Below are 25,578 nucleotides of genomic sequence, written 5' to 3' on the forward strand. Positions count from 1 at the left end.
TCCCTGTCCGCCATGGACATCTTCTTCCGGCGCACCGTGCCGGTCTTCCGGATCTTCGACGTGGCCAAGGCCCATGAGTTCTACGTCGACTACCTCGGCTGCACGGTCGACTGGGAGCACCGCTTCGAGCCCGGTATGCCGCTCTACACCCAGGTCTCGCGCGGTGACCTCGTGCTGCATCTGTCGGAGCACCACGGCGATGCGACCCCCGGCTCCACGCTCTACACGGAGCTGAGCGGGGTACACGCACTCCATGCCGAGCTGGCCGGCAAGAGCTATCCGTACCTGCGGCCCGGTCTGGAGCAGGACGAGATCGGAACCTCGCTCACACTGACCGACCCCTTCGGGAACCGGCTGCGCTTCAACGAGCCGGGCGCCGGCGAGCAGCCGTCCGACGAGGCCTCCGCCAGCGGGAGTTGCGGCTGATCTGCATGGCCGACCGAGCCCGGCAGTCCCGTGCGGCGCTTCTCGCCGGCCTCCTTGAGGACCTCTTTGCGCAACCCTGACCCCACCCGGCCGCAAGGAGCCCTGTGCAGAGGGGCGATCACGCGGTTCCATGGTCAACAGGAGGCCGCCGCAGCCGGGGTGGCCCGGTCCAGCATTGCGAGGCAGCAGTGGCCACGAGAGTGCGACGCACCACCCTGACCCTCCCCGCAGCCCCCCTCGGCCCCGACAACCCCCTCCCCGCGCTGCGCGCCGGCCAGGACCTGCACCGCATCGAGACCCGGGACGCCGGCCTGCCCGCCGACATGGCGCGGCAGCTCGGTTGTGCGCCATTGCGGTCGATCCTGCCGACCCGGATGCGCGACGGCTACGGCCGCACCCGGCGTCCCACCGGCCTCGACGCGCTGGTCATCGAGAACGACCGGCTGCGCGCCACCGTCCTGCCCGGCTTCGGCGGCCGGGTGTACTCCCTGCACCACAAGCCCACCGACCGTGAACTGCTGTACCGCAACCCGGTGTGGCAGCCCGCGGCCTTCGCCCTCAACGGCGCCTGGTTCTCCGGCGGCATCGAATGGAACATCGGGGCCACCGGCCACACCACCCTCTCCTGTGCCCCGCTGCACGCCGCCCGTGTCCCGGCGCCGGACGGTGGGGAGATGCTGCGGCTGTGGGAGTGGGAACGGCTGCGCGACCTGCCCTTCCAGGTGGACCTGTGGCTGCCCGACGGCTCCGACTTCCTCCATGTGGGCGTCCGGATCCGTAACCCGCACCACCACACGGTCCCCGTTTACTGGTGGTCCAACATCGCCGTTCCCGAGGGCGAGCGCACCCGTGTCCTGGCCCCCGCCGACAAAGCCTGGCACTTCGGCTACGAACGGTGCCTGCGCCGCGTACCGGTCCCCGGCTTCGACGGCGTCGACCGGACGTACCCGCTGCGCAGCGAGTTCCCCGCCGACTACTTCTACGAGGTGCCCGACGGCGCCCGCCGCTGGATCACCTCCCTCGACGCCGACGGCCGCGGCCTGGTGCAGACCTCCACCGACACCCTGCGCGGCCGCAAGCTCTTCCTCTGGGGCGCCGGCCGGGCCGGGCGGCACTGGCAGCGCTGGCTCACCGAGCCGGGCACCGGCGGCTACGCCGAGATCCAGGCCGGTCTGGCCCGTACGCAACTGGAGCACGTACCGCTCGACGCCGGTGGGGAGTTCGCCTGGCTGGAGGCCTACGGGCCGCTGGACGCCGACCCCGCGACCGTGCACGGCGCGGACTGGGGCGCGGCCCGCCACGAGGTCGCGGCCCGGCTGGAAGCCGCCCTGCCGCGCGCGGACGTCGATGCCGCGTACGCCGCCTGGCTGCCGTACGCCGACCAGGAACCGAAGGAGTCGCTGGCCACCGGCTCCGGCTGGGGTGCACTGGAGGCCGCCCGCGCGGGTCTGGACCTGCCGGGTACGCCGTTCGACGCGGCCACGCTGGGCGCGGAGCAGGAGCCCTGGCTGACACTGCTCAGCACCGGGGACCTGCCGGGCTCCCGGCCCGTACCCGGACCGGCGCTGGTCGCGCCCGCCTGGCGCGAGTTGCTGGAGTCCGCGCGGCCCGGCCCGGCCACCGACTACCACCTGGGGCTCGCCCAGTGGCATGCCGGTGACTGCGCCCAGGCCGTCCGCAGTTGGGAGCGCGCGGTCGGGCACGGCGCCGGCGCTCTGCCGCTGTACTGCCTGGCCGTTGCCGAGTCGGTGGCGGGCGAGACCGGGCGCGCCGCGGACCGTTACCTGCAGGCCTGCGACGAAGCAGGGCGGGCGGCGTCGGAGCCGGGCCCGGCCGCGCGGGACTGGCGGCCGGTGCGCTCCGCCCTCGCCCGGGAGGCGGTGCCCGTGCTGCTCGCGGCCGGCCGTACCGACGAGGCGGCGCGGCTGCTGGCGGGGCTGCCGCAGCCCGGTCCGGCCGACGGCCGCTTCCGGTTGCTGACCGCACAGGTGCTGCTCGCCCAGGGGCAGCCGGCCGCGGCCCGGGAGATCTTCGACGCCGGCTTCGAGATCGCCGCGCTGCGGGAGGGCGAGGAGGCGCTCGCCGACACCTGGTACGCCATCGCCGAGCGGCTGGTCGCGGGCGGGGGACCGGTCACCGAACAGGTCCGTGCCGAGGCCCGTTCCCGGCATCCGCTCCCCGAGAGGTACGAGTACCGGATGCGACCGGTCTAGCCGAGTACCGAGTACCGAGTACCGAGTACCGAGTACCGAGCACCGAGCGCCACGCCGGACGCAGCTTCGATGCCCTCGACGACCGCTGAGGGCCCGTCACCGCACCCCGGTCGTCGCACGTCTCGTACGCCGATTCGGTGACCTTCCGCGACCGTGGAATGATCCCCGGCCGTCACACGTTGTGACGGTCATGAAGGCAATCATCGCAAAGAGTTACGGCGGCCCCGAGGTCCTCGAATACACCGACAGCCCCGATCCGAAGGTGGCCCCGGACTCCTTCCTGATCCGGGTCAAGGCGGCCGGGGTCAACCCGGTGGACTGGAAGATCGCCGCCGGCTATCTGGACCCCATGATGGACGGGCACTTCCCGCTCATTCCCGGGTGGGACGTGGCGGGCGTGGTCGAGGCGGTGGGCGCGGACGCCACGGAGTACGCGGTCGGCGACGAGGTCATCGGCTATGTGCGCAGGGACGAGGTGCAGCACGGCACCTACGCCGAGTTGGTCGCCGCGCCGGTCAGGACACTGGCGCGCAAGCCCGCCTCGCTCAGCTGGCAACAGGCCGCCGGACTTCCGCTCGCCGGGCTGACGGCCTATCAGTCGCTCAAGCGGGTCGGCGCGAAGGCGGGGGAGACGGTCCTGGTGCATGCCGCCGCGGGGGGTGTCGGCTCACTCGCCGTCCAGATCGCGGTGGCACAGGGCGCCCGTGTCATCGGCACGGCGAGCGAGCGCAACCACGACTTCCTGCGCTCCCTGGGCGCCGAACCGGTCACCTACGGTGACGGTCTCGCCGACCGGGTGCGGGCCCTGGCGCCCGAAGGCGTCGACGCGGCCGTGGACTTCGTCGGCGGTGGCGTCGTGGAGGTCTCGCAGGAACTCCTCAAGGACCGCAGCCGGGTGGCGTCGGTCGCCGACGGCGAGGTCAAGAACAAGGGCGGCCACATGGTGTGGGTGCGCCCCGACACCGCCGATCTGACCGCGCTCGGCGCACTCGCGGACGCCGGGAGGCTGACCGTGCCGGTCGAGGTGGTCCTCCCGCTGTCCGAGGCCGCCGAGGCGTTCCGGCGGAGCATGGCCGGGCGGACCCGCGGCAAGATCGTCCTTGAGGTGTCCTGACGAGGGCCGGTGCGTAACCACCGACAGGGGCAGTGGGGCCGCCGCCCCGGACAGCGGCGACCACCCTCACCGCCGCAATGACGACACGTCAGGGCCCTGACCGTGACCGAGGGAGGCGGTCAGTCGCTGTCCTCTCCGACGACGAAACGGCGAACCTCGCGCCGGCCTGCGGAGCGTTCCTTGCGGTTGCTCTGCCTGGCCGGCTGCTGACGCTCCTTGACACAGGCGCGCGCACTGCACCCCGAACAGCAGGTGCGACGGAACAGCAGCGTGCCGGGGTGTTCCCACCGGCAGCGGGTGTCCGCGGCCTCTCCCGTTCCCGTCGGGTTCGGCGGCAGATCGCAGGCACCGTAGCGGTGATCGTGGACCGGCCGGGGGGCGTGCTCCGCGTAGCACCCACAACGGCTTCGTCCTGTCCGTACGGGACATCTCGTTCCTTCCGGAACCGCCGCCCGCGCTCCGGACCTTCACGGCAACCACGCCATCTATGACAACTGGCCACCACGACCTCCCTGGGCCCGGCCGGCCATGTGCGCCCCGTGAGCGACGGCGCCCTCTACCCCGCCATCAAGCGTCTGGAAGCCGCCGGGCACCTCACCCGCCACACCGAACCCGGCGAACGCGCCACACCCCGCCGGGTCCTCACCCTCACCGCATCCGGCCGAGCCGAATTCCTGCGCCGGCTACGCGAGCCCGCCGACCTCGAAATCACCGACCGCAACTCCTTCTTCATCTTGCTCGCCTTCCTCGGCCGGCTGCCCGACCCGGCCGACCAGGCCCGCGTACTACGCCGCCGCCTTGCCTTCATGGACGAGCCCGGCAGCTACTTCTACGAGGACGGCAGCCCGCTGCGCGCCCGCGACATGACCGACCGCTTCCGGCGCGGCATGCTCCAACTCGCCCACGCCACCAGCAAGGCCGACCGTGCCTGGCTGGAGCGCACCGTCCGAGAGCTGGTAGGCGACAGCTGAGGGCACTCCCGCCCTTGGGCTCCTTGGGCCTGTCCGATGGTCAGGGGCCGAAACGGCAGAGTCGCAAGGGCAGAGTCGCAACGGCAGAGTCGGAAGGGTCGGGGCGCCGGATAAAGTCGTCCGACCGGATCCTCGTACGACAGGAGATCGCCGTGACGGCTGCGGTATGGGGCTTTGCGCTGTTCGCCCTGGTGATGACGGTGACTCCCGGCCCGGACACCCTGCTGGTGCTGCGCAACTGCGTGCGGGGCGGTCGGCGTACGGGGGCGGCCACGGCCGTCGGCGCCGCGATCGGCTCGCTCACCTGGGCGGTTGCCGCGGCGGTCGGGCTCGCGGCGGCACTGCAGCGGTGGGATGCGGCGTTCACCGTCATACGGCTGGCCGGTGCGGCCTATCTGGCGCTGCTGGGCGGGCAGGCGCTGTGGGCCCACCGGCGGTCGGGCGCGGTTGCCGAGTCCAAGGAGGTGCCCTCGGCGGCAGAGGTGCCGGACCGCTCCGCCACGTACCTGGGGCCGGTACGTGCCTTCCGGCAGGGGCTGTTGAGCTGCCTGCTCAACCCCAAGGTCGGCATCTTCTTCGTGGCCGTGGTGCCGCAGTTCCTGCCCGAGGGGCACTCGGTCCTGGGGGCGACGCTGTTCCTGGGGGCGGTCGATGCCCTCATTGCGGCGGGCTGGCTGCTGCTGGTCGTCCTCTGCGCCGGCCGACTCCTGGAGCGGCTGCGGCGTCCCCGCGTACATCGCAATCTGGAGCGCACGACAGGCGGGGTGCTCGTCGCGCTCGGGGTGGGGACGGCGGCCGAGACGGTCGCGGGGTAGAGGGGGCGGGGTTCGGGGATGCTTGCGCCCGTCCGGGGGCATGGGCGGACGCGGAAGGGCATGGCTGCAGCGGCCACACCCCGGCCGGCCGCGTCATCGACTCTCCGGACAGCCCTAGGCACACCTTTAGGCACCTCTAAGCACCCCTAGACGCCCCTAGGCCTCCGCGTTCTGCTTTCGGTCGACGTACTCGAAGATCGAACCGTCAGGGTGGCGGGCGACCAGGTTGCGGCCGATCGGCGTCGGCAGCGGACCGGCGACGATGTCCGCGCCGACGGCCGTCAGATCGGCCACCGCATCGTCCACATCCTTGACGGCGATGGTCGCTGTGATCTTCCGCAGCACCGACAACTCCGCTTCGGGGCCGCTCATCAGAAAGAAGCATCCGACGGCCGCGACCGCCACCGCGCCGCGCTGGAAGCGGACCGCCTCGGCGCCGGTCAGCCGTTCGTAGACGCCGATCGCCGCATCGAGATCGCCGACGCACACCCGCAATGAGGTCCCCAGAATGTCCATGCGGACAACCCTAGTTGGGTGGCCCGCGGGTACGCGATCACTTGGTCAGGATCGACCGCTCGCCGTCGTGTCTTGTGGCGGGGTGAGGTCCCGGACCCGGGAACCCGGGAGTCCGGACCCTGCGGAGCCCGGCCCCCGCATCCCGCATCCCGGCCCCCGGACGCCGGTGGCAGGCCCCCGGGGAGCAGCCGCCCCGGTCGTCAGACGCGGCACAGGATCTCGCCGTGCAGGATGCCGAACCAGCCGTCCTCCTCGGCGCCCCACGCCCGCCAGGCCTGCGCGATCCGGTCCAGCTGCTCCCTCGTGGCGTGCCCGCCGTCCACCGCGATCCGCGCGTAGGAGGAGCTGACCGTGCGCTCCGCCCACAGCTCGCTCCACCAGGAGCGCTCCTGCGGGGTTCGGTAGCACCAGGTGCCGGCGGTGGCGGTGATCGCGTCCGGGGTGAAACCGGCCTGCCGTGCCCAGGCGTGCAGCCGGCGCCCGGCGTCCGGTTCGCCTCCGTTGGCGCGGGCCACCCGCAGATACAGCCGCTGCCAGTCGGCCATCCCGTCGACCTCCGGGTACCAGGTCATGGCCGAGTAGTCCGAATCCCGGACGGCGACGATCCCGCCGGGCTTGGTGACCCGGCGCATTTCGCGCAGCGCCTGGACGGGGTCGCCCACGTGCTGCAGTACCTGATGGGCGTGCACCACGCAGAAGGTGTCATCGGGGTAGTCCAGTGCGTGGACATCGCCGACCGCGAAGCGGACGTTCGTCAGGCCCCGGTCGGCGGCCGTGGCGCGGGCCTGCCGCAGTACGTCCGGTGCGTGCTCCAGGCCGGTGACCTGCCCGTCCGGCACCAGGGCCGCCAGGTCGGCGGTGATGGTGCCGGGGCCGCAGCCGACATCCAGGATCTGCATGTGCGGCTGCAGGGAATCCCGGAGGTATCCGGCCGAATTGTCGACGGTGCGCCAGGTGTGGGAGCGCAGGACGGACTCGTGGTGGCCGTGGGTGTAGACAGCGGATTCCTGCGGCATGGCCGGCTCCTTCGCATGCTGGGGAGCGGTGGCCGGGTGCGCACGGCGTCCCGGTCACCGCCCGGGCGGCCGCACGCACCCCGCGCGGCCGCTCTACGGCGTGGTGATCACACCGTACGCCGCAATCTCGCATAATGAGAGTGGGGTCTCATCATTCGGGCAACAGGCGGTAGACCGTCAGTGCCTCGTTCTGCTTGTCCAGCATCAACTCGCCCGGAGCGGGGGCCACTTCACCGTCGAAGGCCAGCGTCGTGCCCTCGGGGAGCCCGCTGATCCGCAGCCGGGACAAACGCGCCTCACCGAGCACCGGAGAGCTGCGCGGGGTGCCCAGCAGGGCCGCGGCGAGCAGCCGGGTGCGGGCCAGCCGGCCGCCGTGCACCACCCGCACATCGAGCACCCCGTCGGCCAGGTCGTGCCGGCGCACCGGAGCGAACCCCAGCCCGCGGTACTGGCAGTTGCCGGCGAACAGCAGCCACACGGCCCGCCGCTCGCCATTGATCGTGAGGGTCAGCGGCTCGGCGGTGCGCAGCACCTCCCACGCCGCGAGCACCCCCGCGGGCCAGGCGCCGATCTTCCCGGCCCACCGCTCGCGGATCCGCACCAGCTCCGGATACGCGCCGATCGAGAAGGTGTTGAGGAAGTGCCGTGCCTCCGGATGCGGCCCGGCCCGGAAGCGCGCCACGTCCACCGCGACCGCCTCACCGGTCTCCACGGCACGCGCCGCCGCCGCATAGGTTTCGATTCCGAGGTCGTACGCGAAGTGGTTCAGGGTGCCGCCGGGCAGCACCGCGAGCGGCAGCCCGTGCCGGAGCGCGACCTCCGCCGCGGCATTGACGGTGCCGTCCCCGCCGAGCACTCCCAGCGCACCGCCCAGTGCCTTGGCCCGCTCCGCGGCATCTTCCAGGGCCTTGTCCAGCGGCTCCCCGTCCGGTCCGCTGCACACCGTCACCTCGGCCTGCGGCAGCACCCCGCGCACCTCCTCGGCCCGGTCCGGCCCGGTGCCCGTGCGCTGCCCCGAGCCCTGGTTCGCCACCACGACCAGACCCCGGCCGCCCGGCAGCGCGGGCGCCTCGGCGCGCGGTCTGGCGGGCGGCGCCAGCTGGGCGCGGGTCGGCGCGACACCCCGGACCGCAAACGCCGCACCGGCCCCCAGCGCGGCACCCGCCAGCACATCTCCCGGATAGTGCACGCCCGTATAGACGCGGGAGAACGCCACCGAAGCGGCGACCGGCGCCAGTGCCAGGCCCCACCACTTGTTCTCGAAGGCCACACCGGTGGCGAAGGCCACCGCCGAGGCCGCGTGCCCGGACGGGAACGAGGAGGTGACGGGCTGACGGTGCAGCTGCCGTATGACCGGTACCGCGTCCAGCAGCGGTCGCTGGCGCCGCACCGAGCGCTTGCCGAGCGTATTCACCGTCGCCGACGCCACGGCCAGCGAAGCCACTCCGCGCAGCGCCGCCCGGCGCATCGGCCGGCCGCCCAGCGCGGCCGCGCCGGCCGCGATGCCGAACCACAGCAGTCCGTGGTTGGCGCTACGGGTCAGCCGGGGCAGGACGCGCTGTGCGCCCGGCCATTCGCGGGCGGCAATGAGGTGGAAGGTCCGCCGGTCGAGTTGGGGGAGTAGCGATCGCATGCGCCCTCTTGTACCCCAGACTCGCCGTAACAGGCAGGAAGGGGCTGCCAGGGGGCGGTGCGCGGCGTCGCGGGGGGTGCGCGGCGTCGCGAGATGGTGCCGCACACAGACCGGGCTGCCGTGCCCCGCCCGTCCCTGCCCTGCCCTGCCCGTCCCCGCCCCGCCCGTCCGTGCTTCGCTGTCGGGATGATCAGGAAACGGCGCGACACCGACCTCGACGCCTGTGTGGCACTCCTGGCCGAGGTGCACACCCACAGTGGCTATCCGCACCACTGGCCGGACGATCCGGCGCGCTGGCTGACCCCCGACGGACTGACCGCCGCCTGGGTCGCCGAGACGGACGGTACGGTCGTCGGCCACGCGGCGCTGTGCGGACACGAGGTCAGCCGGCTGTGTGTGGCACCCACCGCCCGCGGCGCGGGCCTCGGCGGACGTCTGCTGCGCACCGTCGAGACGGCGGCGGCCGCCCGTGGACTGCGCCCCGTACTGGAGGTGAAGGCCACCGACACCGCGGCCATCGGCCTCTACGAGCGGCTGGGCTGGATCCGCCGCGCCACCGAGCGGCAGGAGTGGGGCGCCGGTGAGGTGGTCACGGTGCATCTCTACGAGGCCGCCACGGCGCGCGCGGGGCATTGAGCCCAGGTCCCACCCTGCGCTGACGTGTCGCCCCGTCGCCACCCCCGCGATCTGCCAAGGTGGACGGGGCCGCCCCCAGGGGGTGTCTCCGTCGGGCGAAGGGCCCACGATCGACCCGCCGTCGTGGATGGAGGTACGGATGCAGCGGACCGCCCCGGATCCGCAGCGGGAGCCGGACCCGGATCCGCCGGTGGGCCTGCCGGTCCTCCCGGCGCTCGCCGCGTACCTCTCCGCGGCAGCGGACCGCACCGAAGCCGAGCCCCCCGGCGGCAGCGTGCCACTGCGCACCGCCGCTTGCGGCTACTGGGAACGCCGCGGCCTGGCCACCACCCCCGACCGGGTCCTCGCCGCCCCCGGGGCGCCGGCCCTGCTCCTCGCGCTGTACGCCGCGACCGACGGGGCGGTGGTGCTGCCGCGGCCCTGCTCCGAGTGGTACGCACCGCCCGCCCGGCTGCTCGGACGGCCGGTGCATCTCGCGCCCGTACCGGCGGAATCGGGCGGGGTGCCCGACCCGTTCGCACTGCTGGAGACCGTCCGCCGAGCCCGGATGCACGGCGACAGCCCGCGCGTCCTGGTCCTGTCCGTCGCCGACGATCCGACCGGTACCTGCCCCGCGCCCGAGCAACTGCACGAGGTCTGTGAAGCAGCGGCGCAGGAAGGACTGTGGATCATCAGCGACGAGTCGCGCCGCGATCTGGTGCACGATCCGCATGACACCGTGCTGCTCAGCCCCGCCGAGATGCTGCCCGGCGAGGTCGTGGTGCTCACCGACCTGCGGGCCACCCTGGTGCCCGCCTCCTGGCCCGCCGCGCTGGCCCGGTTCCCCGCCACCGACCGGGGCGCCGCCCTCCGGGCCGCGGCGCTCGACGCGCTCACCGCGGTCCCCGTGCCGCTTTCCGGGCCGGTCGGCTGCGCCGTCACCCATGCGCTCGGTGAGCCCGACGCGGTGCGCGCCAGGACGGCCACCGCCGCCCGGGTGTACGGCACGCTCGCCGCGGCGCTGCACCACACCGTCACCGAGGCCGGCGCCGTCTGCCGCCCGCCGCACTCCGGCAGTCATCTGTACGCCGACCTCGAACCGCTGCGCCGGCCGCTGGCGGCCCGCGGGATCGTGGAATCCCGCGCACTGGAGCGGAAGCTGGCGCCCTGGGGCGCACGCGGCGGACACCGCTTCGGCGATGCGCCGGGTGCCCTGCGGGTACGCCTCGGCGCCGAGGCGCTGCTCGGCGCCGACCGGGAGCTGCGGCAACGCGTCCTGGCCGCGCCGGACCCGCTGGAACTCCCGCACGTCACCCAGGAGTTGACCGCCCTGTCGTGGGCGCTGGCCGGACTCACGACGTCCGCGGACGGCTGATCACCACCGTGCCCCGCCCCGCCGGCTCCCGCCGGATCGCCCCGCCGGCTCCCGCCGGATCGATCCGATCCCGTCGGACCCTCCGGATACGACCTGGACCGGCCCCCTGTGGTCGTCAGGCCGGGACGTTCACGGCGGCGGTACGGGCGGCCGGGTGCAGTGCGGCGTACTCCAGGGGCGCCGACGGATCGATCGAGACATCCAGCGGGGCCGGTTCGGCGCCCGCCCGCACCAGCAGATCCCCGACGGCGGCGATCATCGCGCCGTTGTCGGTGCACAGCCGCAGCGGCGGCACCCGCAGGGTGATCCCGGCGGCGGCGCAGCGCTCCTCCGCCAGGCTCCGGACCCGCGAGTTGGCGGCAACCCCGCCCACCACGACGAGGGTGCCGACGCCGTGGGCGGTGCAGGCGGCCACCGCCTTGCGGGTCAGGACGTCGGCGACCGCCTCCTGCAGGGCGGCCGCTCCGTCCGCCACCGGCAGGGCCCGGCCGCGGTGCCGCTCCGCCCATCGTGCGGCGGCGGTCTTCAGCCCCGAGAACGAGAAGCCGTACGGATCATCGCGCGGCCCGGTCAGCGGACGGGGGAAGCGCACGGCGCCCGCGTCGCCCTCGCGCGCTGTCCGGTCGATGGCCGGCCCGCCGGGGTAGGGGAGCCCGAACACCCGGGCGACCTTGTCGAAGCACTCGCCGGCGGCGTCGTCCAAGGTGTCGCCGAGGTGCGCGATCGGGTCGCGGGCCAGGTCGCGGACGAGCAGCAGCGACGTGTGGCCGCCGGAGACGATCAGCACCACGCAGGGGTCGGGCAGCGGACCGTGCTCCAGGGTGTCGGCCGCGACATGGCCCGCCAGATGGTGCACCCCGTACAGCGGCACGTCCAGCGCGTACGCCAGGCTCTTCGCCCCGGCCAGCCCGACCTGGAGCGCACCGGAAAGCCCCGGCCCGGTCGTCACCGCGACCGCCCCGACATCGGACATCCGCAGCTCGGCCTCCTCCAGCGCCCGGTGCACCACCGGGGTGAACGAGTGGACATGGGCGCGGGCCGCGATCTCCGGCACCACGCCCCCGAACCGGGCGTGTTCGGCCATGCTCGACGCCACGGCGTGTCCCAACAGCCGGCCGTCCCGCACCAGGCCGGCGCCCGTCTCGTCACAGGACGACTCGATGCCCAGCACCACGGGTGTCCCACGCATGCCGTTCTCCTCTCGCGCACTGCGACCAGGGTAATTGCAAATGGATGGCTATTGCGCACACTCTGCAATAAGTCGGCCTGCCCAGGGAATCCTGTCGCCCGCCCGCGAGACCGCAGATCCTTCGCAAGGAGGCCCTTGTGGCGGGAGTATTCACGGCGATTTTGAAGCGTGCCGCCGATCCGGTGACCATGTGCCAGTCCGGCACACCGGACAGCCTGGCACGACGAGAGATGCGCCCCACATGCACCGCAGCCCTGCCGCTCAGCACCCAGAGACCGGCTCTGACCTGCACACTCAAGCCAAGCCACCGTTTCGGATGAGTTTGTTCACCGCCACCTGCCTGGTGATGGGAAACATCATCGGTGGCGGCATCTTTCTGCTGCCGGCTTCGGTCGCCCCGTTCGGTACCGTCAGCCTGGTCGCCTTCGGCGCACTGACCATCGGCGCCCTCGCCCTCGCCCTGGTCTTCGGGCGGCTCGCCGAGCGCCACCCGGACACCGGCGGCCCCTATGTCTACGCGCGCGAGGCGTTCGGCGACTTCGCCGGATTCCTCTCCGCCTGGTCCTACTGGACCATGACCTGGGTCAGCAACGCGGCGCTCGCGGTCGCCATCGTCGGCTACGTCCACGTCCTCCTCCCCGGCCACCCCTCCCGCGGCGCCGACCTCGTGATCGCACTCGTCGCGCTCTGGCTGCCGGCCCTCGCCAACTTCGCCGGCACCCGCTATGTCGGACTGGTCCAGACGATCTCCACCGTCCTCAAGTTCATCCCGCTCCTCTTCATCGCCGTCGTCGGCCTGTTCTTCTTCGACCCGGCGAACCTCGGCCCGTTCCACGAAGGCAGCGGCAGCGTGGCCGGCGGGATGTCCGCGGCCGCCGCGATCCTGCTCTACTCCTACGTCGGTGTGGAGTCCGCCGCGATGAGCGCGGGCGAGGTCCGCGACCCGGAGCGGAACGTCGGCCGGGCCACCGTCCTCGGCACCATCGGCTCCGCCGTCGTCTACCTCCTGGGCACCGTCGCCGTCTTCGGCACCGTCTCCCACGACAAGCTGGTGAAGTCCCAGGCGCCGTTCTCCGACGCGGTGAACGCCATGTTCGGTGGTCACTGGGGCGGCACGGTCGTTGCGCTCGCCGCCGTCGTCTCGATCATCGGTGCCCTCAACGGCTGGACCCTGATGAGCGCCCAGTCCCCGTATGCCGCCGCCAAGGACGGGCTGTTCCCCGCACCCTTCCTGACCAAGCGGCGCGGTGTACCGACCTTCGGCGTCCTGGCCGCCGGAGTGCTGGCCAGCGCCCTCACGGTGATCAACTACCTCATCGGCGCCGGCGGCGTCTTCGAGATCCTTGTACTGATCACCACCTTCTCGGCGACCGTCCCCTACCTCCTCGCCGCCGGCGCCCAGGTCTACTTCCTGCTCACCGGCCGCCGCGACAAGGTCCGTCCCGCCCGCTTCGCCCGCGATCTGACCCTCGCCCTGACCGCCTTCGGCTTCACCTTCTGGCTCGTCGCCGGCGCCGGCTACGCCGCGATCTACCAGGGCGTGCTCTTCCTGTTCGCCGGCATCCTGGTCTACGCCTTCATGGCGGCCCGGCGTACGGCGCGACAGGCGGAGACCACGGCCACGACGGCCGTGCCTACGCCCGCGGACCACGAAGAGGTTCCCCCGCCCGCCGCAAGTGCCGCAGCGCCTCTGCGTACGACCTGATCAGCCCCGTCTCGTGGTACGGGACACCGAGCTCGGCGCAGTGGGCGCGGACGATCTTCTGTGCACGGCGCAGATGCGGCGTCGGCATGCTGGGGAAGAGGTGGTGCTCGATCTGGTAATTGAGCCCGCCGAGAAGGAAGTCGGTCAGCATCCCGCCCCGGACATTGCGCGAGGTCAGCACCTGACGGCGCAGAAAGTCCGGGGGTGCGTCGCCCGTCAGCGTCGGCATCCCCTTGTGGTTGGGCGCAAAGGTGGACCCCAGATACACACCGAAGACGGCCTGGTGGACGAGGAGGAAGGCCAGCGCCTTACCGGGTGACAGCACGAGGAACAGCGCGGCGAGATACAGGACGATATGCGTCAGCAGCAGTGCCGCCTCGCTGCCCCAGTGCTTCATGGTCGGCGACCGCAGTGCCCGGATGCTCGACACCCGCAGATTGAACCCCTCCAGCGTCAGCAACGGGAAGAACAACTGCGCCTGATAACGGCCGATGAAGCGGGGCAGCCCCGTGGCGGCCCGCGCCTGGTCCCGCGACCACACCAGGATGTCCGGCGCGACATCCGGATCCAGCTCCTCATGGTTGGGGTTGGCGTGATGCCGGGTGTGCTTGTCCATCCACCAGCCGTACGACATCCCCACCCCCAGGTTGCCGAACAGCCGCCCACCGACCCCACTGGGCCGACGCCGACGGAACACCTGCATATGCGCCACATCATGGGTGACCAGCGCCATCTGCCCGAAGACGAACGCCAGGAACACGGCCACGGCCAGTTGCCACCAACTGTCGCCCAGCGCGAAGAACATCACCCAGCCCCCGGCGAACGCCACGCTCACGGCCGATAGCCGCACCACGTAGTACCCGGGCCGGCGCTTCAACAGCCCGGCCGCGACGATGCGCCGCGACAGCCGCGCAAAGTCGCTGCCGACGGGTGCTGCCGCATCGGCGGGTGCTGCTGCATCGGCGGGTGCTGCCGCATCGGCGGGTGCTGCTGCATCGGCGGGTGCTGCCGCATCGGCGGGTGGGGAAGGGGTCTCAAGGCTCGGCGTCATACCGACGAGTCTTCTGGCGCCGCGCCCGCCCCGACAGCCGGACCACCCCAGCCTCTAGAGCCGGTTCACCCCCGCCTCTACAGCCGGTTCACCCCCGGTCCGGGTGGGGGGTTACCACTACCTGGGGGCGCCTGCCCCCGCACTCCGCAACTAGCCGGCGTACAGGAAGCTTGATGCGGGAGGGCAGGCGTTCTTCCAGGACGCGCGCGACGCCTTCACCAGTCACCAGTCACCAGTCACCAGTTTCCCGTCACCAGTTTCCCGTCACCGGTTACCCGTCACCGGGCCCGGAGCGCCCTCGCCACCCAAAGACATCCCCTCACGGTCCGGGCCGTGTGTGGGGCCGGGAAGCGGGAACTCCCCGGTCCCTTCGCGCGTTGCGGAGGGCGACCTGATCGTTTGATATGCGCCACGACGGCGGTGCCGTCGTCGGGAGAAGTGAGCAACACATGCCCATGGTGGGCCTGTTCTGGATCGCCGAGGGCGATGTGTACGTGGGCGCGAAGCCGTCCGGTCTGGCTCCCGGGGTACGCCTGACCCCCGAGGGCGTGGTGGCCCTCGGCGACGGGCAGTCCGGCCTCTACCTGTGGGAGGACGTGCATGCCCTGACAGTGGCGGACGTCCCCGTGACGTCCCTCAAGCGGCACGTCGGCGCGGTCAAGGACCTGGCTCTGGGTACGGTGGCGAACCTGGCTCTGCCCATGGGCCCAGGCCGGGTGTACGAGGCCCCGGCGATGATGACGCTGTGCGTGCAATCGCCGGACGACGACCACGAGTTGACTGCCTACGTGGCCGCAGCCGTCGGCTACTCCCCGACAGAGGTCGATCTCTCCCGAGCCCTCCTGTCCCGCCTCACGGAGGGCGCCGCAACGATGGCCACCACGCTGGCGGCGATGTCGGAGTGGGGCCGTGCGTGGGAGGGGAGGTCGCCTCGGAGGGTGGAACGGGAGGGGCTGTTGCGGAGGTGGGTGGACTAGGGTCTCCGATCACGACCGGAGCCAGATGATGACTGCGGCAGCGGCAGCGGCAGCGACAGCGACAGTGGCAGTGGTGACGGTGCCGAGGTAGACGTATCCGCGCTTGTCATACCGGCTGCCCGACCAGTGGCGCGGCCTGGCGATGCGGTGAGATGCGATGCGATGCGACAGACTCGCCATCGCCTACCAGGCCGCACTCCACCTCGCAGGCATCCTCATCTGGACCCGGTGCCGACCGGAGAGGCAGAACTCAGGCGAACACTCAACTGACCACCGATCTCCCGGAAACCGAGTGCGGCCGCCACCCGTCGGGATGCCTCGGGACGCGCACGCCACTGCGGCAGCAGACCGGCGTCTAGCGCGTGGGCCACCGCCTCGGCGGCCACCTGCCGCGCCAGACCGTGCCCTCTCCGTTGCGGAGCAGTCAGCACACACAGGTGTGCGGTCGACGCCGGCCACTTCCGGTATCCCGCAGCAGCCACCACCGCAGGGCCGTCACGCACCACGAACACCGGAGACTCGATCTCGTCGATGCCGCTCTCGGCGGCATCTTCCGGCCCCGCCGACTCTGCAAACGCCCGAAGGTCCGCATGGACTGGCGGCAAGCAGTCGACCGCTGCACCATCGAACGCAGGGCGGAAGTCTTCTTTCGAGAGGTAGGCCAGCGCAGCGGGGCCGCGTACCTCGACCACCGGCAGCAGCGTCCGGAGTGTGCTGGGGCGCATCAGGGACTCGACCGGCGTGTTGCTCACCGCACGACGGAACAGGAGTGCCTGAGCCTCGTCCGGCACCGTGATCACCACGGCATCGCCCAGCCTGACGATCCCCGCCCAGGCGGGCGGGCACAGCCGCGAACCGGCAGAGACAGTCATCGCGACGCCGCCGCCGGACGGGAACGACACAGGCACCTCCGCCAACTGCTCCCAGAGACTGCGCGCACGGGCCGGTAGGTCCTCGGTCATGACCCGATCCTGCCACTTACTGATCGTTTCGGTACGAGGTGTGGAGTCGTCTCAAGTAAACGATGGAGCAGTCCAGTTGGAGCAGTTCAGTTGGGGCAGGACAAGGGTGCGTCCGGTGCCTCAGGCCCTCGCCGTGCTGTGGTGGCGGGCTGCATGGAGGGTCGTATTCGGCCCGGGGCCGGGCGGACCTGGCCCTCAGCCGCTGCCTCCCTCCGCTCCCGCCGCACCAGCCTCGCCCGCCTGGCCGGCCGTGTCATCGGCGTGCCGGCTGAAGACGGGCAGCGCACGCACCAGGTCAGGGGGAAGGGCGAGGCCCTGCTCGGAAGACGGGTCGACCGCCATCCACAGGTCGTCCGCCGGCCAGTTCGCGGCCAGGTCGACGACGGGGATGCGGAGCGCGGTCTCCAGGTCGCCCCCGGCTGTCAGCAGCGCATTCTCGGTCGTGAAGACGGGGACGTATCGGTTGCCGTCCTGTTCGATCACCGGCAGGGAGACAGCGCCCTCGGGACGCTCCTCCTCACCCTCGGCCGGTGGCGCCTGCGGTAGCAGAGCCACGCTGGCCGCGAGCTCGACCAGGGCGGCCTGGGTGTCCGCCGCCTCTGCTGGGGACTGTGTGCCGTCGGTGGAAGGTTCTCCGGGCGGGGGCGCGTTTTCGTCTGGGGTCAGGGGGCTCATGGCTTGTCCTCTCGTCGGCGTTGCTCACCGGCCACCCGCTCGACACGGGTCGGTGCGGGTTGCCGCAGTCGCCGCCGGATGCCGCCCAGCGGCATGGGGCCGGGGCAAGCGTGGCAATACCTCCAAGGCTAAGCCGCCCCGCGTTCTCCGCAACGTTCCCGGCCAGGGGATCGGCGAGGCCCGCGATCGGCCCGGTCAGGCGACGCCTCCCGAGTGCAGACGGACCGCCGAGTCGGTTGCTGCGGCGCGTCGGAAACCCGGGCAGACCGCCCCAGGGCGGACGATCGGGGAGTCGACGTCATCCGCACACCGGACGTCCTCGCACACCGGACGTCCTCGTACACAGGGCGACATCCATACACAGGGAGACATCCGTACACAGGGCGTCACCCGTACACAGGAAGGGTTCACCGTGGCCACTACACGTAACGCTCACACCGAGTGGGAGGGCGAACTGTTCAAGGGTCTGGGGGAGGTCACGCTCGACTCGTCGGGAGTCGGTCACTTCCCCGTGACCTGGGCTTCCCGCGCCGAGGACCCCAACGGGAAGACCAGCCCCGAGGAACTGATCGCCGCCGCCCACTCCAGCTGCTTCTCCATGGCCCTGTCGAACACGCTCACCGAGGCCGGAAACCCACCGACGCTGCTCACGACGAAGGCCGCGGTCACCTTCCAGCCCGGCACCGGCATCACCGGAATCCACCTCACCGTGGAGGGCCAGGTGCCCGGCATCGACGAGTCCGCCTTCAAGTCCGCGGCCGAGGACGCCAAGGTCAACTGCCCGGTGAGCCAGGCCCTCGCCGGCACGACGATCACTCTCACCGCCGCGCTCTCCTGATCCCACGATCGCGATGCCACGCCCCCTCGCCACTTCGGCTTGAGGGGGCACTGGCGTCACCGGGGCTGCTTCGGCGCGCGCGGCGGGCGCGGCTGCCTTCGGTCCCGGGCAAGCAACTGGGCCCAGCGATCGAGGAGTTCGGCGAACCGCCCGCAAGGCTCACCCTCGGGGGAGCTTCCCGCCCGACCACATCCGCGCCCAGGAACCAGGCGAGGAACCAGGCGAGGAACCAGGCAAGGAACACTCGGCGTCTCCCAAGCGGTCAAACTTGAGGCTTGAGGAGTAGGCGAAGTGCAGATCTATATCAGCGCGGACATGGAAGGCATCACAGGGCTCGTCGACGCCGACGACGTCCAGCCCGGCGGGCGGGATTACGAGCGCGGACGACTGATGATGGCGGAGGACGTCAACGCCGCCGTCCGCGGAGCCCTGGCGGCGGGCGCCACCGATATCGTCGTCAACGATGCACACGGCCCCATGCGCAATCTGGCGCCCGAGATGCTGCACCCGGAGGCTCGCCTCATCCGCGGCCGGCCCAAGCACATGGGCATGCTCGAAGACCTCACCCCCGAACACGACGCCATGATCTGCGTCGGCTACCACTCCCGAGCCGGCACGCTCGGCGTGCTGAGCCACAGCTTCATGGGGCACGAGATCGAGGACATCTGGCTGGACGGCATGCCGGTGGGCGAGATCGGCCTGGCCCACGCCACCGCAGCGATGCTCGACGTGCCCCTGGCGGCACTCACCGGTGACGACAGCGCCTGCGCGGAGACCTTGGCGTGGGACGATTCCGTCACCACCGTGGCCGTGAAGAGCGCACGTGATCGCTTTGCCGCGGAGCTGCGCCCGGTAGCAGAAGCACGCCAGGCGATCGAGGAAGCGGTCACTACCAGTCTCTCCGTAACCCGGAAGAGGCCCTGGCGCAGCGCGACTCCGAGCCCGTCCACCCTCAGAGTCCGTTGGCAGTCGGCCTCGGTGGCATCGACGCTTCTGGGAATCCCCTCGGTCACCTCCGTGGACAGCCGGACTGTCCAGACGCAGGGCCAACTCCCCGCCCTATACCGGCTCTTCGGCGTATGGACGCGGGTAGCGGCGTCCCTTACCGGCCAATCACCGTACTGCTGACCGTCGCACCCGTCGCACCCGTCCCACGATCAGATGCGGTGGCGTACTCCGGCATGGGCAAGCGGGTGCCCGCAGGGTGAGCCTGCTCGATTCCCGTGAGGCCCTGGCCGCGGAGGTACCCTGCCGTCGCCGGACCGATCTGGCGAAGAAGCATGCAACCTGCAACGCGGCAGTACCGACCCCGAGCCGCTCAGTAGGGTGTCGGCATGATTCGCGCTGTGGTCTTTGACGTCGGTGAGTGCTGGTCGATGAGACGCGGGAGTACGGAACGTGGGCTGACTGGCTCGATGTGCCGCGTCATACGTTCGCGGCGATGTTCGGTGCGGTCATCGCACAGGGCCGGGACTACCGCGAGGTTTTTCAGGAGTTCCGGCCCGGATTTGACCTGTACGAGCAGCGGGACGCGCGTGCCGCTGCAGGCCGGCCGGAGCACTTTGACGAGTCGGATCTGTACTCCGATGTCCGGCCTGCCCTGGCGCACTTGCGCGGCGATGGCTTGTGGCTCGGCATCGCGGGGAACCAAACCGTGCGTGCGGGCGGGATCCTCCGCAGCCTGTTCACCAACGATGTCGACCTCATCGGCACGTCGGATGACTGGGGAGCCAGCAAGCCCGATCGGCTCTTCTTCGAGCGCGTGGCCGACGTTGTCCCCTTCGCGAACAACCAGATTCTGTATGTCGGAGACCGCGTGGACAACGATCTCCGGCCCGCCGTGGCCGCCGGTATGCATACCGCACTCGTTCACCGAGGCCCATGGGCCACGATCCAGTGGAACACCGTGGAGGCGCGCGAGCTGCCTACGTTCCGTATCGAGTCGCTGATGGAACTGCCGGAAGACATCACGAAGTTCAACGAGTGAGAGCGCTGACCGTCGTTGCCCATCCGTACAGCCGGTCGTCGAGGTCTCGCACACACGGGGCATGTTGGTGCGGCGCGAGCGCTCGCCGTACTTCCCTGACCCGGTCCATGCCCGTCGCGTACCAGGTGACCTCCAACTGGTCGAGGGCAAGGCACGCGTAGCGGCACGCTTCCTCTGGCTGACCGGCTGCGGCCTCGACCGCGGCCAGATCACCAAAGATGACGGTGCGCTGCTTGTCCTCGGTGGCTGGCATCTGGTCCAGGACGCCGAGCAGTTTTGCACGGGCCTGAGGCAGGTGGCCGGCCTTGAACTGAGTGTGGCCCTTGAACGCGGCCAGACGGACAGCGTTGAACCAGTCCATCCATGCTGGCGTCATGTGCTCGGACCCTGCCGCGAGGGTGTCCTCAGCGTGCCTGATCAGGTTCAGGGCGGTGCGTGTGTTCCCGCACCGCGTTTCGCACTCGGCCTCAACGGCGTCGAGCCATGCCCAGAGCTCTGCTGAGGCAGGACCTCGACGGGCATATGCGCGGGCAGCGACCATGTGCTCCGTTGCGCCTTCATGCTCTCCCGCCCACCCGGGGATGAAGGCTGTGTGCGCGAGGATCGCGGATCCGATCAAGGAATCTTCCGCCTCGCTTGCGGCCTGCAGGGCACGGAGCAGGGTGGTGCCGGCGTCATCAGGCTCTCGAAGGTCGAAGAACTCGATACGCCCGGCGAGTAGCCACAGCAAGGGCGGCCGCCACCGCGCGGCGGACCAGCACCGCAGCCACGTACCCGAGCCGATCCTCCATTACCTCCCGCGTAATCGACCGGCCACCCCACCACCCCGCAAAGTGAGTCATCGGTTCACGGGTCGGCGCGCTCCGGCCCGTGAAGCGGTACCGGCAACAGTGCCCGGTATCGGTGCCGTTCGGATCTCACCAGGAGCAGGAGTACGTCATGACTCAGCAGGAGCAGCAGGTTACGCAGCAGTTCTCGGGCGTGGGCGAGCGGTATGTGGCGGCCGTTGCGCGGTACTTCGAGGCGTGGAATGCGACGGAGGAGGGGGCGCGGGGTAAGGCCGTCGCGGCGGCCTTCGGTGAGGACGCCACGTATACCGATCCGTTGGCGGATGTCGCGGGGCACGAGGGGCTGGCGGCGGCCATCGCGGGGGCGCAGGCGCAGTTCCCCGGGTTTGTGTTCCGGCAGTTGGGGGGCGTGGACGGGCACCATGACCTGGCGCGGTTCGGGTGGGAGCTGGTCAGTGTGGCGGATGGTTCGGCGCCGGTGGCCGGGTTCGATGTGGTGCGGCTGGCGGAGGACGGGCGGATTTGGTCCGTGTGTGGGTTTCTGGACCGGGTGCCGCCGGCAGTCTGAGGCCGTCGTGTGATCCCGTCGTGTGGCCCCGCCGTGTGATCCCGCCGGGGGAAGGCGCCGGGGAAGGGTGCCGTCCGGCCCCGCTGTCCGGTTCCGTCGTCCGGGCCACCCGAGCTGCCCGAGCCGTCCGTACGGCCCGAGCCGTCCCGTAAGGGCCGGACGGCGGCCGCCCGTTACGGTCCCGTCTCCCGCAGATACGCCGCCGTCTCCGGATCGGCCGGTAGCAGGGTCTCCACCGCCAGTTCGGAGACGGTCACATCCATTGGGGTGTTGAACGTGGCGATGGTCGAGATGAAGGACAGCACGGTGTTGTCGTGTTCGAGCATCATGGGAAGGGCGAAGGGGGCGTTTTCGCCGAAGGCTGCCGTCTCGCGGCCGTCCGGGGGCAGGGGGTAGGCGCTCACCTCGTGGTAGAGCTCGCGCAGGCGGGGCGAGCGCAGCAGGGCCAATTGGCGTTCCATCTGGGCGAGGAGGTGGCTGCGCCATTCCCGGTAGTTGCGGATGCGGGGGGCCAGGCCGTCGGGGTGCATGGTGAGGCGCATGGAATTCAGCGGGCGCTGGAGGAGGGCCGGGGCGATGCCTTCCAGCAGCAGGGTGACGCCGCGGTTTGCCGCCTGTACGTGGTAGGTCCCGTCGACCACCAGGGCGGGGAAGGGCTCGTAGCCGGTCAGGAGGCGTTCCATGCCGGAGCGCAGGGCGGCCATCGACGGGTCGTCCAGCGGTGTCTCCGGGAAGGTCGGGGCGTAGCCCGCTGCGATCAGCAGGGCGTTGCGCTCCCGTACGGGGACGTCGAGGTGCTCGGCGAGGCGGAGCACCATCTCCTGGCTGGGGCGGGAGCGGCCGGTCTCGATGAAGCTGATGTGGCGGGCGGAGGAGCCGGCGCGCAGGGCCAGTTCCAGTTGGCTGATCCGGCGCCGGTCGCGCCATTCGCGCAGCAGGGAGCCCACGCCTGCGGTCGTCTCCGGTGAGGACGTCGCAGCAGTTGTCATGGGAGGGACGGTAGTCGAGGGCCGGTGCCGGTGGGGGGGGTATGGGAGGGGATGTGCCGTGAGTGCGCGAAAGTGCCGTCGGCGTGCCACGCTGGAATGGTCGCGGCCGTCGCGGCAGTGTGCGGCGGCCCGGATAACCGTGCCTATCGATGCGTATCGGGAACCGGCTCGTCGGCAGCCGGCACACGGGGAGAGGCGAACGCCATGACTGCTCAGCTGGAGCCGCTCAGCTTCAAGGAGATCGAGGACCGCCTCGCGGAGCTGCCCGGCTGGTCCGTCGAGGGCGGGATGCTGTGCCGTGGCTACGCCTTCCACGGGCACTTTCCGGCCGCCGTCATGGTCATCCATATCGCGCAGATCCAGGAGGAGTTGGGCCATCACGCCGATCTGACGCTGGGGTACAACCGACTCGCGGTCTCGGTGAACACCCACAGCATCGGCGGACGGATCACTCATCTCGACTTCGGCCTTGCCCACCGGATCGAGGCGATCGCCCCGGGGCATGGGGCCCGCTGAGCGGCCGCTCCGGGGACACCGTTGCCGGAGCGCGGTCGGCTGCACCGCCCTGCCGTGGCCCGGCCACCGGCGCCCCACGCCGACCGGCCCGGCCACCGGCTGGGGCGGCAGCCCCCACGCCGGCCTCAGCTCCCCGAGCGCGGCCGTACCACCCGCCCCGCGCGGGCCAGTTCCACATTGAACTGGGCGCCGGACAGCAGCGACAGATGGGAGAACCACAGCCAGATCAGGAACACCACCGGTCCCGCGAGCGAACCGTAGAGCCGGTTGAAGGTGCCGACGTACGAGGTGTAGGCCGCGAAGCCGGCGGAGGAGACCAGCCAGAGGAGTACGGCGACGACGCCGCCGGGCGCCGCTCTGCGCACGCCGCGGGAACTGGGCGGGCCGGAACGGAACAGCACCATCGCCAGCACCGTGGCCAGGAGCAGCAGCAGCGGCCACTTCAGCAGATTCCAGGTCGCCTCGCCCGCCTCGCCGAGCCCGACGGCCCGGCCGAGTGCGGTCGCGATCGGCCCGCTCACCAGCAGCGCCACCGCGCTGCTGATCAGCAGGGCCATCAGCAGCAGCGCCGTCATGAGGATCCGCGGTGCCTTGCGCCACGGCGGGCGGTCGTCCTTGGTGCGGTTCATGGCGTGCAGCGCGCGGCGGAAGACGGCCAGATAGCTGCAGGACGACCACAGGGCGCTGACCAGGGCGCCGCCCAGCACCACCCAGGCGGCGGTGCGCTGATGCGCCATGCCGACCAGCGCACGGTGCACGGTCGGGCCCGATTGGGCCGGTGCGATCGACGTGATCTGGTTGATGAGCTGCTCGGTGGCCGCCGGATCGGCGAGACCGATCAGCGACACCGTGACGATCAGCGACGGCAGCAGCGCCAGCACCGAGTAGTACGTCAGGCTCGCGGCCCAGTCCGTCACATCGTCGTGCCACACCGACAACGGTGTATGGCGCAGTGCGGTACGGAACTGGGCCCACGTCGGCAGCGCGGCCGGCTGCCTCGGCCCCGCCGCCCCGAGTGCGCGGTCCAGCAGCGTCCGGTCCAGCCCGCGGCGCATACCGCTCCCGGCCATGTCGTATCCGTCCTCTCCGTAGTATCCGTACTATCCGTCGCATCCGTCGTATCCGTCCTGCATCATCTCCCGGCACGGATGCCGCCCACGACACGGCGACCGTCCGCGGACCCCGGCTGCTCCGGCCCGGCTACTCCAGCCCGCGCGCCCGCCTGAACCGCACCAGCCCGTCCGCCAGGTCCACCACGGGATCCGGATAGTCGTACGCCGCGCGCTCCGGCCCGGTCAGCTTCCACGGCTGGTGCACCGCCGTGCCCGCGAGTCCGGCCAGCTCCGGCACCCAGCGCCGTACGTACTCGCCCTGCGGGTCGAACCGTCTGGCCTGGACGAGCGGATTCAGCACCCGGTTGGGGCGGGTGTCGGTGCCGGTCCCCGCCACCCACTGCCAGTTGAGCTGGTTGTTCGCCATATCGCCGTCCACCAGCCAATCCAGGAAGTGCCGCGCGCCCACCCGCCAGTCCACATACAGCGTCTTGGTCAGAAAGCTCGCCACCAGCATCCGCGCCCGGTTGTGCAGCCACCCCTCGTGCAGCAACTGCCGCATTCCCGCATCGACCACCGGATAGCCGGTGCGGCCCTCCTTCCACGCCGTCACCTCGGTGTCGTCGTACCGCCAGCGGTCACCCTGGGTGCGATAGTCGGCGTTCGCCGCGCCGGGGCGGGCCGCCAGCACCTGATGGTGGAAGTCCCGCCAGGCCAGCTGCCGTACGAACGCTGCGGCGCCGGCGTCCGGGCGGGCCGACGCCTTGTGCACCAGCTCCACCGGCGAGAGGCAGCCGAAGTGCAGATAGGGCGAGAGCCGCGACGTGGCATCGCCCGGCAGGTCGTCCTGCCGGTCCTGGTAGTCGGCCATGCCCGAGCGCTGCCAGGCACCGAACCGGCGGCGCCCTGCCCGCTCGCCGCCCTCCGGGAGCGCGGGCGACGGCTTCCCGCCCGGGCACAGGTCCGCCGCCGACGGCAGGTCCTCGGACCGTACGTCGGCCGGGACCCGTACGGACCGCGGCGCGGCCGGCACCGACCGCAGCCCCGCGGCCTGCCAGCGCCGGAAGTAGGGCGTGAAGACCGCGAAGTGGTCCTTGTCCGGGCCGGAGGGCAGCACGGCGGCGGGCGGCAGTGCCGTGATGACCGCGTCGTGCATCACCAGCGCACGCCCTGCCGCCGCCAGCCCGTCGGCCAACCGCCGTTCCCTGCGCAGCGCATAGCCGCTCACCCCGGCCGCGAGATGCACCTCGCCGGCTCCGGTCTCCGCCGCCACCCGGCAGGCCTCGGTCACCACATCCCCCGTACGGATGACCAGCCGACCGCCGCAACCGCGCAGCCCGGCATCGAGATCCGCCAGTGCGCCGGCCAGGAACGCCGCCCGGTTGGGCACCATGAACCCCGCGTCGGCGACCCCCGTATCGACGACGAACAGCGGTACCACCTGCGCCGCGGAGCGCAGCGCGGCATGCAGCACCGGCTGGTCGTGCAGCCGGAGGTCGGAGCTGAACAGGCAAACCGCTACATCCATGCCCTACGTCTACACCGAACCCGCACCCCGCGACCGCCCGCCGAGGGCGCGCTCCCGTC

23 protein-coding genes and 2 pseudogenes are annotated in these 25,578 nt (G+C 71.4%); 14 read left to right on the forward strand and 11 right to left on the reverse strand.

The genetic code is table 11. From position 1 onward, the window contains the following. Positions 1–12: 12 nt before the first annotated feature. The 5 genes from ACF088_RS12350 (at position 13) to ACF088_RS12370 (ending at position 5,539) form a co-directional block, all read left to right on the forward strand. The gene (locus ACF088_RS12350) at positions 13–426 is read left to right on the forward strand and encodes a glyoxalase superfamily protein (RefSeq protein ID WP_392375626.1); all 414 of its coding nucleotides are present in this window, start codon (positions 13–15) and stop codon (positions 424–426) included. 188 nt (positions 427–614) lie between these two features. Further along, positions 615–2,639: a DUF5107 domain-containing protein gene (locus ACF088_RS12355; protein WP_392375627.1), complete on the forward strand. Its 2,025-nt coding sequence runs from the start codon at positions 615–617 to the stop codon at positions 2,637–2,639. A gap of 190 nt (positions 2,640–2,829) precedes the next feature. Beyond that, entirely contained in the window at positions 2,830–3,753 is a 924-nt protein-coding gene (locus ACF088_RS12360; RefSeq protein WP_392375629.1) for an NADP-dependent oxidoreductase, read from the forward strand. Positions 3,754–4,292: 539 nt separating this feature from the next. Beyond that, the gene (locus ACF088_RS12365; RefSeq protein ID WP_392375631.1) at positions 4,293–4,724 is read left to right on the forward strand and encodes a PadR family transcriptional regulator; all 432 of its coding nucleotides are present in this window, start codon (positions 4,293–4,295) and stop codon (positions 4,722–4,724) included. A 152-nt stretch (positions 4,725–4,876) separates the two neighbouring features. Further along, complete coding sequence (locus ACF088_RS12370) at positions 4,877–5,539, forward strand: LysE family translocator (protein ID WP_392375632.1); 663 nt, start codon at positions 4,877–4,879, stop codon at positions 5,537–5,539. 156 nt (positions 5,540–5,695) lie between these two features. Here ACF088_RS12370 and ACF088_RS12375 read toward each other — a convergent pair whose 3' ends face one another. The 3 genes from ACF088_RS12375 to ACF088_RS12385 all read right to left on the reverse strand — a co-directional run bounded on the left by ACF088_RS12375 (position 5,696) and on the right by ACF088_RS12385 (position 8,704). Continuing rightward, on the reverse strand, positions 5,696–6,055 hold the full coding sequence (locus tag ACF088_RS12375) for a VOC family protein (protein ID WP_392375633.1): 360 nt from the start codon (positions 6,053–6,055) through the stop codon (positions 5,696–5,698). A gap of 200 nt (positions 6,056–6,255) precedes the next feature. Next, on the reverse strand, positions 6,256–7,071 hold the full coding sequence (locus ACF088_RS12380; RefSeq protein ID WP_392375634.1) for a class I SAM-dependent methyltransferase: 816 nt from the start codon (positions 7,069–7,071) through the stop codon (positions 6,256–6,258). A gap of 151 nt (positions 7,072–7,222) precedes the next feature. Further along, positions 7,223–8,704 (reverse strand): bifunctional phosphatase PAP2/diacylglycerol kinase family protein, encoded by a 1,482-nt coding sequence (locus ACF088_RS12385; protein ID WP_392375635.1) that lies wholly within the window; start codon positions 8,702–8,704, stop codon positions 7,223–7,225. Between the two features lie 186 nt (positions 8,705–8,890). Between ACF088_RS12385 and ACF088_RS12390 the strand changes: the two genes are divergently transcribed. Both ACF088_RS12390 and ACF088_RS12395 read left to right on the forward strand, forming a co-directional pair. Then, complete coding sequence (locus ACF088_RS12390; RefSeq protein ID WP_392375636.1) at positions 8,891–9,340, forward strand: GNAT family N-acetyltransferase; 450 nt, start codon at positions 8,891–8,893, stop codon at positions 9,338–9,340. A 139-nt stretch (positions 9,341–9,479) separates the two neighbouring features. After that, a complete protein-coding gene (locus ACF088_RS12395) occupies positions 9,480–10,694 on the forward strand; it encodes an aminotransferase class I/II-fold pyridoxal phosphate-dependent enzyme (protein WP_392375637.1) in 1,215 nt (404 codons plus the stop codon). Between the two features lie 115 nt (positions 10,695–10,809). Here the strand turns inward: ACF088_RS12395 and tsaD are convergent, their stop codons facing one another. Beyond that, positions 10,810–11,883 (reverse strand): tRNA (adenosine(37)-N6)-threonylcarbamoyltransferase complex transferase subunit TsaD, encoded by a 1,074-nt coding sequence (tsaD, locus tag ACF088_RS12400; RefSeq protein WP_392375638.1) that lies wholly within the window; start codon positions 11,881–11,883, stop codon positions 10,810–10,812. Positions 11,884–12,199: 316 nt separating this feature from the next. On the opposite strand from tsaD, the gene ACF088_RS12405 reads away from it, so the two are divergent. Next, the gene (locus ACF088_RS12405; RefSeq protein WP_392375639.1) at positions 12,200–13,588 is read left to right on the forward strand and encodes an amino acid permease; all 1,389 of its coding nucleotides are present in this window, start codon (positions 12,200–12,202) and stop codon (positions 13,586–13,588) included. On the opposite strand, the gene ACF088_RS12410 is transcribed toward ACF088_RS12405, so the two are convergent. Continuing rightward, entirely contained in the window at positions 13,518–14,639 is a 1,122-nt protein-coding gene (locus ACF088_RS12410) for a fatty acid desaturase family protein (RefSeq protein WP_392375640.1), read from the reverse strand. The genes ACF088_RS12405 and ACF088_RS12410 overlap by 71 nt on opposite strands. Positions 14,640–15,088: 449 nt before the next feature. Here ACF088_RS12410 and ACF088_RS12415 point away from each other — a divergent pair, with 449 nt between their 5' ends. Next, on the forward strand, positions 15,089–15,616 hold the full coding sequence (locus ACF088_RS12415; protein ID WP_392375641.1) for a hypothetical protein: 528 nt from the start codon (positions 15,089–15,091) through the stop codon (positions 15,614–15,616). Positions 15,617–15,831: 215 nt separating this feature from the next. Here the strand turns inward: ACF088_RS12415 and ACF088_RS12420 are convergent, their stop codons facing one another. Both ACF088_RS12420 and ACF088_RS12425 read right to left on the reverse strand, forming a co-directional pair. Continuing rightward, positions 15,832–16,578, reverse strand: coding sequence for a GNAT family N-acetyltransferase (locus ACF088_RS12420; protein ID WP_392375642.1), 747 nt, complete (start codon positions 16,576–16,578; stop codon positions 15,832–15,834). A gap of 195 nt (positions 16,579–16,773) precedes the next feature. Beyond that, positions 16,774–17,253, reverse strand: a complete 480-nt coding sequence (locus ACF088_RS12425; protein WP_392375643.1) for an SseB family protein — start codon at positions 17,251–17,253, stop codon at positions 16,774–16,776. A 412-nt stretch (positions 17,254–17,665) separates the two neighbouring features. Between ACF088_RS12425 and ACF088_RS12430 the strand changes: the two genes are divergently transcribed. The 3 genes and pseudogenes from ACF088_RS12430 to ACF088_RS12440 all read left to right on the forward strand — a co-directional run bounded on the left by ACF088_RS12430 (position 17,666) and on the right by ACF088_RS12440 (position 20,078). Beyond that, positions 17,666–18,091, forward strand: coding sequence for an OsmC family protein (locus ACF088_RS12430; RefSeq protein WP_392375644.1), 426 nt, complete (start codon positions 17,666–17,668; stop codon positions 18,089–18,091). A gap of 291 nt (positions 18,092–18,382) precedes the next feature. After that, positions 18,383–19,219: a M55 family metallopeptidase gene (locus ACF088_RS12435; protein WP_392375645.1), complete on the forward strand. Its 837-nt coding sequence runs from the start codon at positions 18,383–18,385 to the stop codon at positions 19,217–19,219. A gap of 218 nt (positions 19,220–19,437) precedes the next feature. Further along, a pseudogene (locus ACF088_RS12440) lies at positions 19,438–20,078 on the forward strand (HAD family hydrolase). Here the strand turns inward: ACF088_RS12440 and ACF088_RS12445 are convergent. Beyond that, positions 20,068–20,802, reverse strand: a pseudogene (locus ACF088_RS12445) (transcriptional regulator); the annotation flags it as partial. The pseudogenes ACF088_RS12440 and ACF088_RS12445 sit on opposite strands and share 11 nt — an antisense overlap. A 215-nt stretch (positions 20,803–21,017) precedes the next feature. On the opposite strand from ACF088_RS12445, the gene ACF088_RS12450 reads away from it, so the two are divergent. Beyond that, entirely contained in the window at positions 21,018–21,434 is a 417-nt protein-coding gene (locus tag ACF088_RS12450) for a nuclear transport factor 2 family protein (protein ID WP_392375646.1), read from the forward strand. 173 nt (positions 21,435–21,607) lie between these two features. Here ACF088_RS12450 and ACF088_RS12455 read toward each other — a convergent pair whose 3' ends face one another. Continuing rightward, positions 21,608–22,423: a helix-turn-helix domain-containing protein gene (locus ACF088_RS12455; protein WP_392375647.1), complete on the reverse strand. Its 816-nt coding sequence runs from the start codon at positions 22,421–22,423 to the stop codon at positions 21,608–21,610. Positions 22,424–22,627: 204 nt separating this feature from the next. Here ACF088_RS12455 and ACF088_RS12460 point away from each other — a divergent pair, with 204 nt between their 5' ends. Continuing rightward, positions 22,628–22,939 (forward strand): 4a-hydroxytetrahydrobiopterin dehydratase, encoded by a 312-nt coding sequence (locus ACF088_RS12460; RefSeq protein WP_392375648.1) that lies wholly within the window; start codon positions 22,628–22,630, stop codon positions 22,937–22,939. Between the two features lie 125 nt (positions 22,940–23,064). Here ACF088_RS12460 and ACF088_RS12465 read toward each other — a convergent pair whose 3' ends face one another. Together ACF088_RS12465 and ACF088_RS12470 are read right to left on the reverse strand one after the other, a co-directional pair. Then, positions 23,065–24,009, reverse strand: a complete 945-nt coding sequence (locus tag ACF088_RS12465) for a YihY/virulence factor BrkB family protein (protein ID WP_392375649.1) — start codon at positions 24,007–24,009, stop codon at positions 23,065–23,067. Positions 24,010–24,139: 130 nt separating this feature from the next. Then, complete coding sequence (locus tag ACF088_RS12470; protein ID WP_392375650.1) at positions 24,140–25,519, reverse strand: cryptochrome/photolyase family protein; 1,380 nt, start codon at positions 25,517–25,519, stop codon at positions 24,140–24,142. Between the last annotated feature and the right edge of the window lie 59 nt (positions 25,520–25,578).

Origin of the sequence: Streptomyces sp. NPDC015125 (assembly GCF_043080045.1) — a bacterium.
In the GTDB taxonomy this organism is placed as follows: domain Bacteria; phylum Actinomycetota; class Actinomycetes; order Streptomycetales; family Streptomycetaceae; genus Streptomyces.

What these genes read in the sequence shown, in the direction of transcription:
- ACF088_RS12375 (WP_392375633.1), bottom strand. Translation starts at nt 6,055, where the DNA reads ATGGACATTCTGGGGACCTCATTGCGGGTGTGCGTCGGCGATCTCGAT.
- ACF088_RS12465 (WP_392375649.1), bottom strand. Translation starts at nt 24,009, where the DNA reads ATGGCCGGGAGCGGTATGCGCCGCGGGCTGGACCGGACGCTGCTGGAC.
- ACF088_RS12455 (WP_392375647.1), bottom strand. Translation starts at nt 22,423, where the DNA reads ATGACAACTGCTGCGACGTCCTCACCGGAGACGACCGCAGGCGTGGGC.
- ACF088_RS12390 (WP_392375636.1), top strand. Translation starts at nt 8,891, where the DNA reads ATGATCAGGAAACGGCGCGACACCGACCTCGACGCCTGTGTGGCACTC.
- ACF088_RS12450 (WP_392375646.1), top strand. Translation starts at nt 21,018, where the DNA reads ATGACTCAGCAGGAGCAGCAGGTTACGCAGCAGTTCTCGGGCGTGGGC.
- ACF088_RS12385 (WP_392375635.1), bottom strand. Translation starts at nt 8,704, where the DNA reads ATGCGATCGCTACTCCCCCAACTCGACCGGCGGACCTTCCACCTCATT.
- ACF088_RS12360 (WP_392375629.1), top strand. Translation starts at nt 2,830, where the DNA reads ATGAAGGCAATCATCGCAAAGAGTTACGGCGGCCCCGAGGTCCTCGAA.
- ACF088_RS12420 (WP_392375642.1), bottom strand. Translation starts at nt 16,578, where the DNA reads ATGACCGAGGACCTACCGGCCCGTGCGCGCAGTCTCTGGGAGCAGTTG.
- ACF088_RS12460 (WP_392375648.1), top strand. Translation starts at nt 22,628, where the DNA reads ATGACTGCTCAGCTGGAGCCGCTCAGCTTCAAGGAGATCGAGGACCGC.
- tsaD (WP_392375638.1), bottom strand. Translation starts at nt 11,883, where the DNA reads ATGCGTGGGACACCCGTGGTGCTGGGCATCGAGTCGTCCTGTGACGAG.
- ACF088_RS12405 (WP_392375639.1), top strand. Translation starts at nt 12,200, where the DNA reads ATGAGTTTGTTCACCGCCACCTGCCTGGTGATGGGAAACATCATCGGT.
- ACF088_RS12415 (WP_392375641.1), top strand. Translation starts at nt 15,089, where the DNA reads ATGCCCATGGTGGGCCTGTTCTGGATCGCCGAGGGCGATGTGTACGTG.
- ACF088_RS12350 (WP_392375626.1), top strand. Translation starts at nt 13, where the DNA reads ATGGACATCTTCTTCCGGCGCACCGTGCCGGTCTTCCGGATCTTCGAC.
- ACF088_RS12425 (WP_392375643.1), bottom strand. Translation starts at nt 17,253, where the DNA reads ATGAGCCCCCTGACCCCAGACGAAAACGCGCCCCCGCCCGGAGAACCT.
- ACF088_RS12470 (WP_392375650.1), bottom strand. Translation starts at nt 25,519, where the DNA reads ATGGATGTAGCGGTTTGCCTGTTCAGCTCCGACCTCCGGCTGCACGAC.
- ACF088_RS12395 (WP_392375637.1), top strand. Translation starts at nt 9,480, where the DNA reads ATGCAGCGGACCGCCCCGGATCCGCAGCGGGAGCCGGACCCGGATCCG.
- ACF088_RS12410 (WP_392375640.1), bottom strand. Translation starts at nt 14,639, where the DNA reads ATGACGCCGAGCCTTGAGACCCCTTCCCCACCCGCCGATGCGGCAGCA.
- ACF088_RS12380 (WP_392375634.1), bottom strand. Translation starts at nt 7,071, where the DNA reads ATGCCGCAGGAATCCGCTGTCTACACCCACGGCCACCACGAGTCCGTC.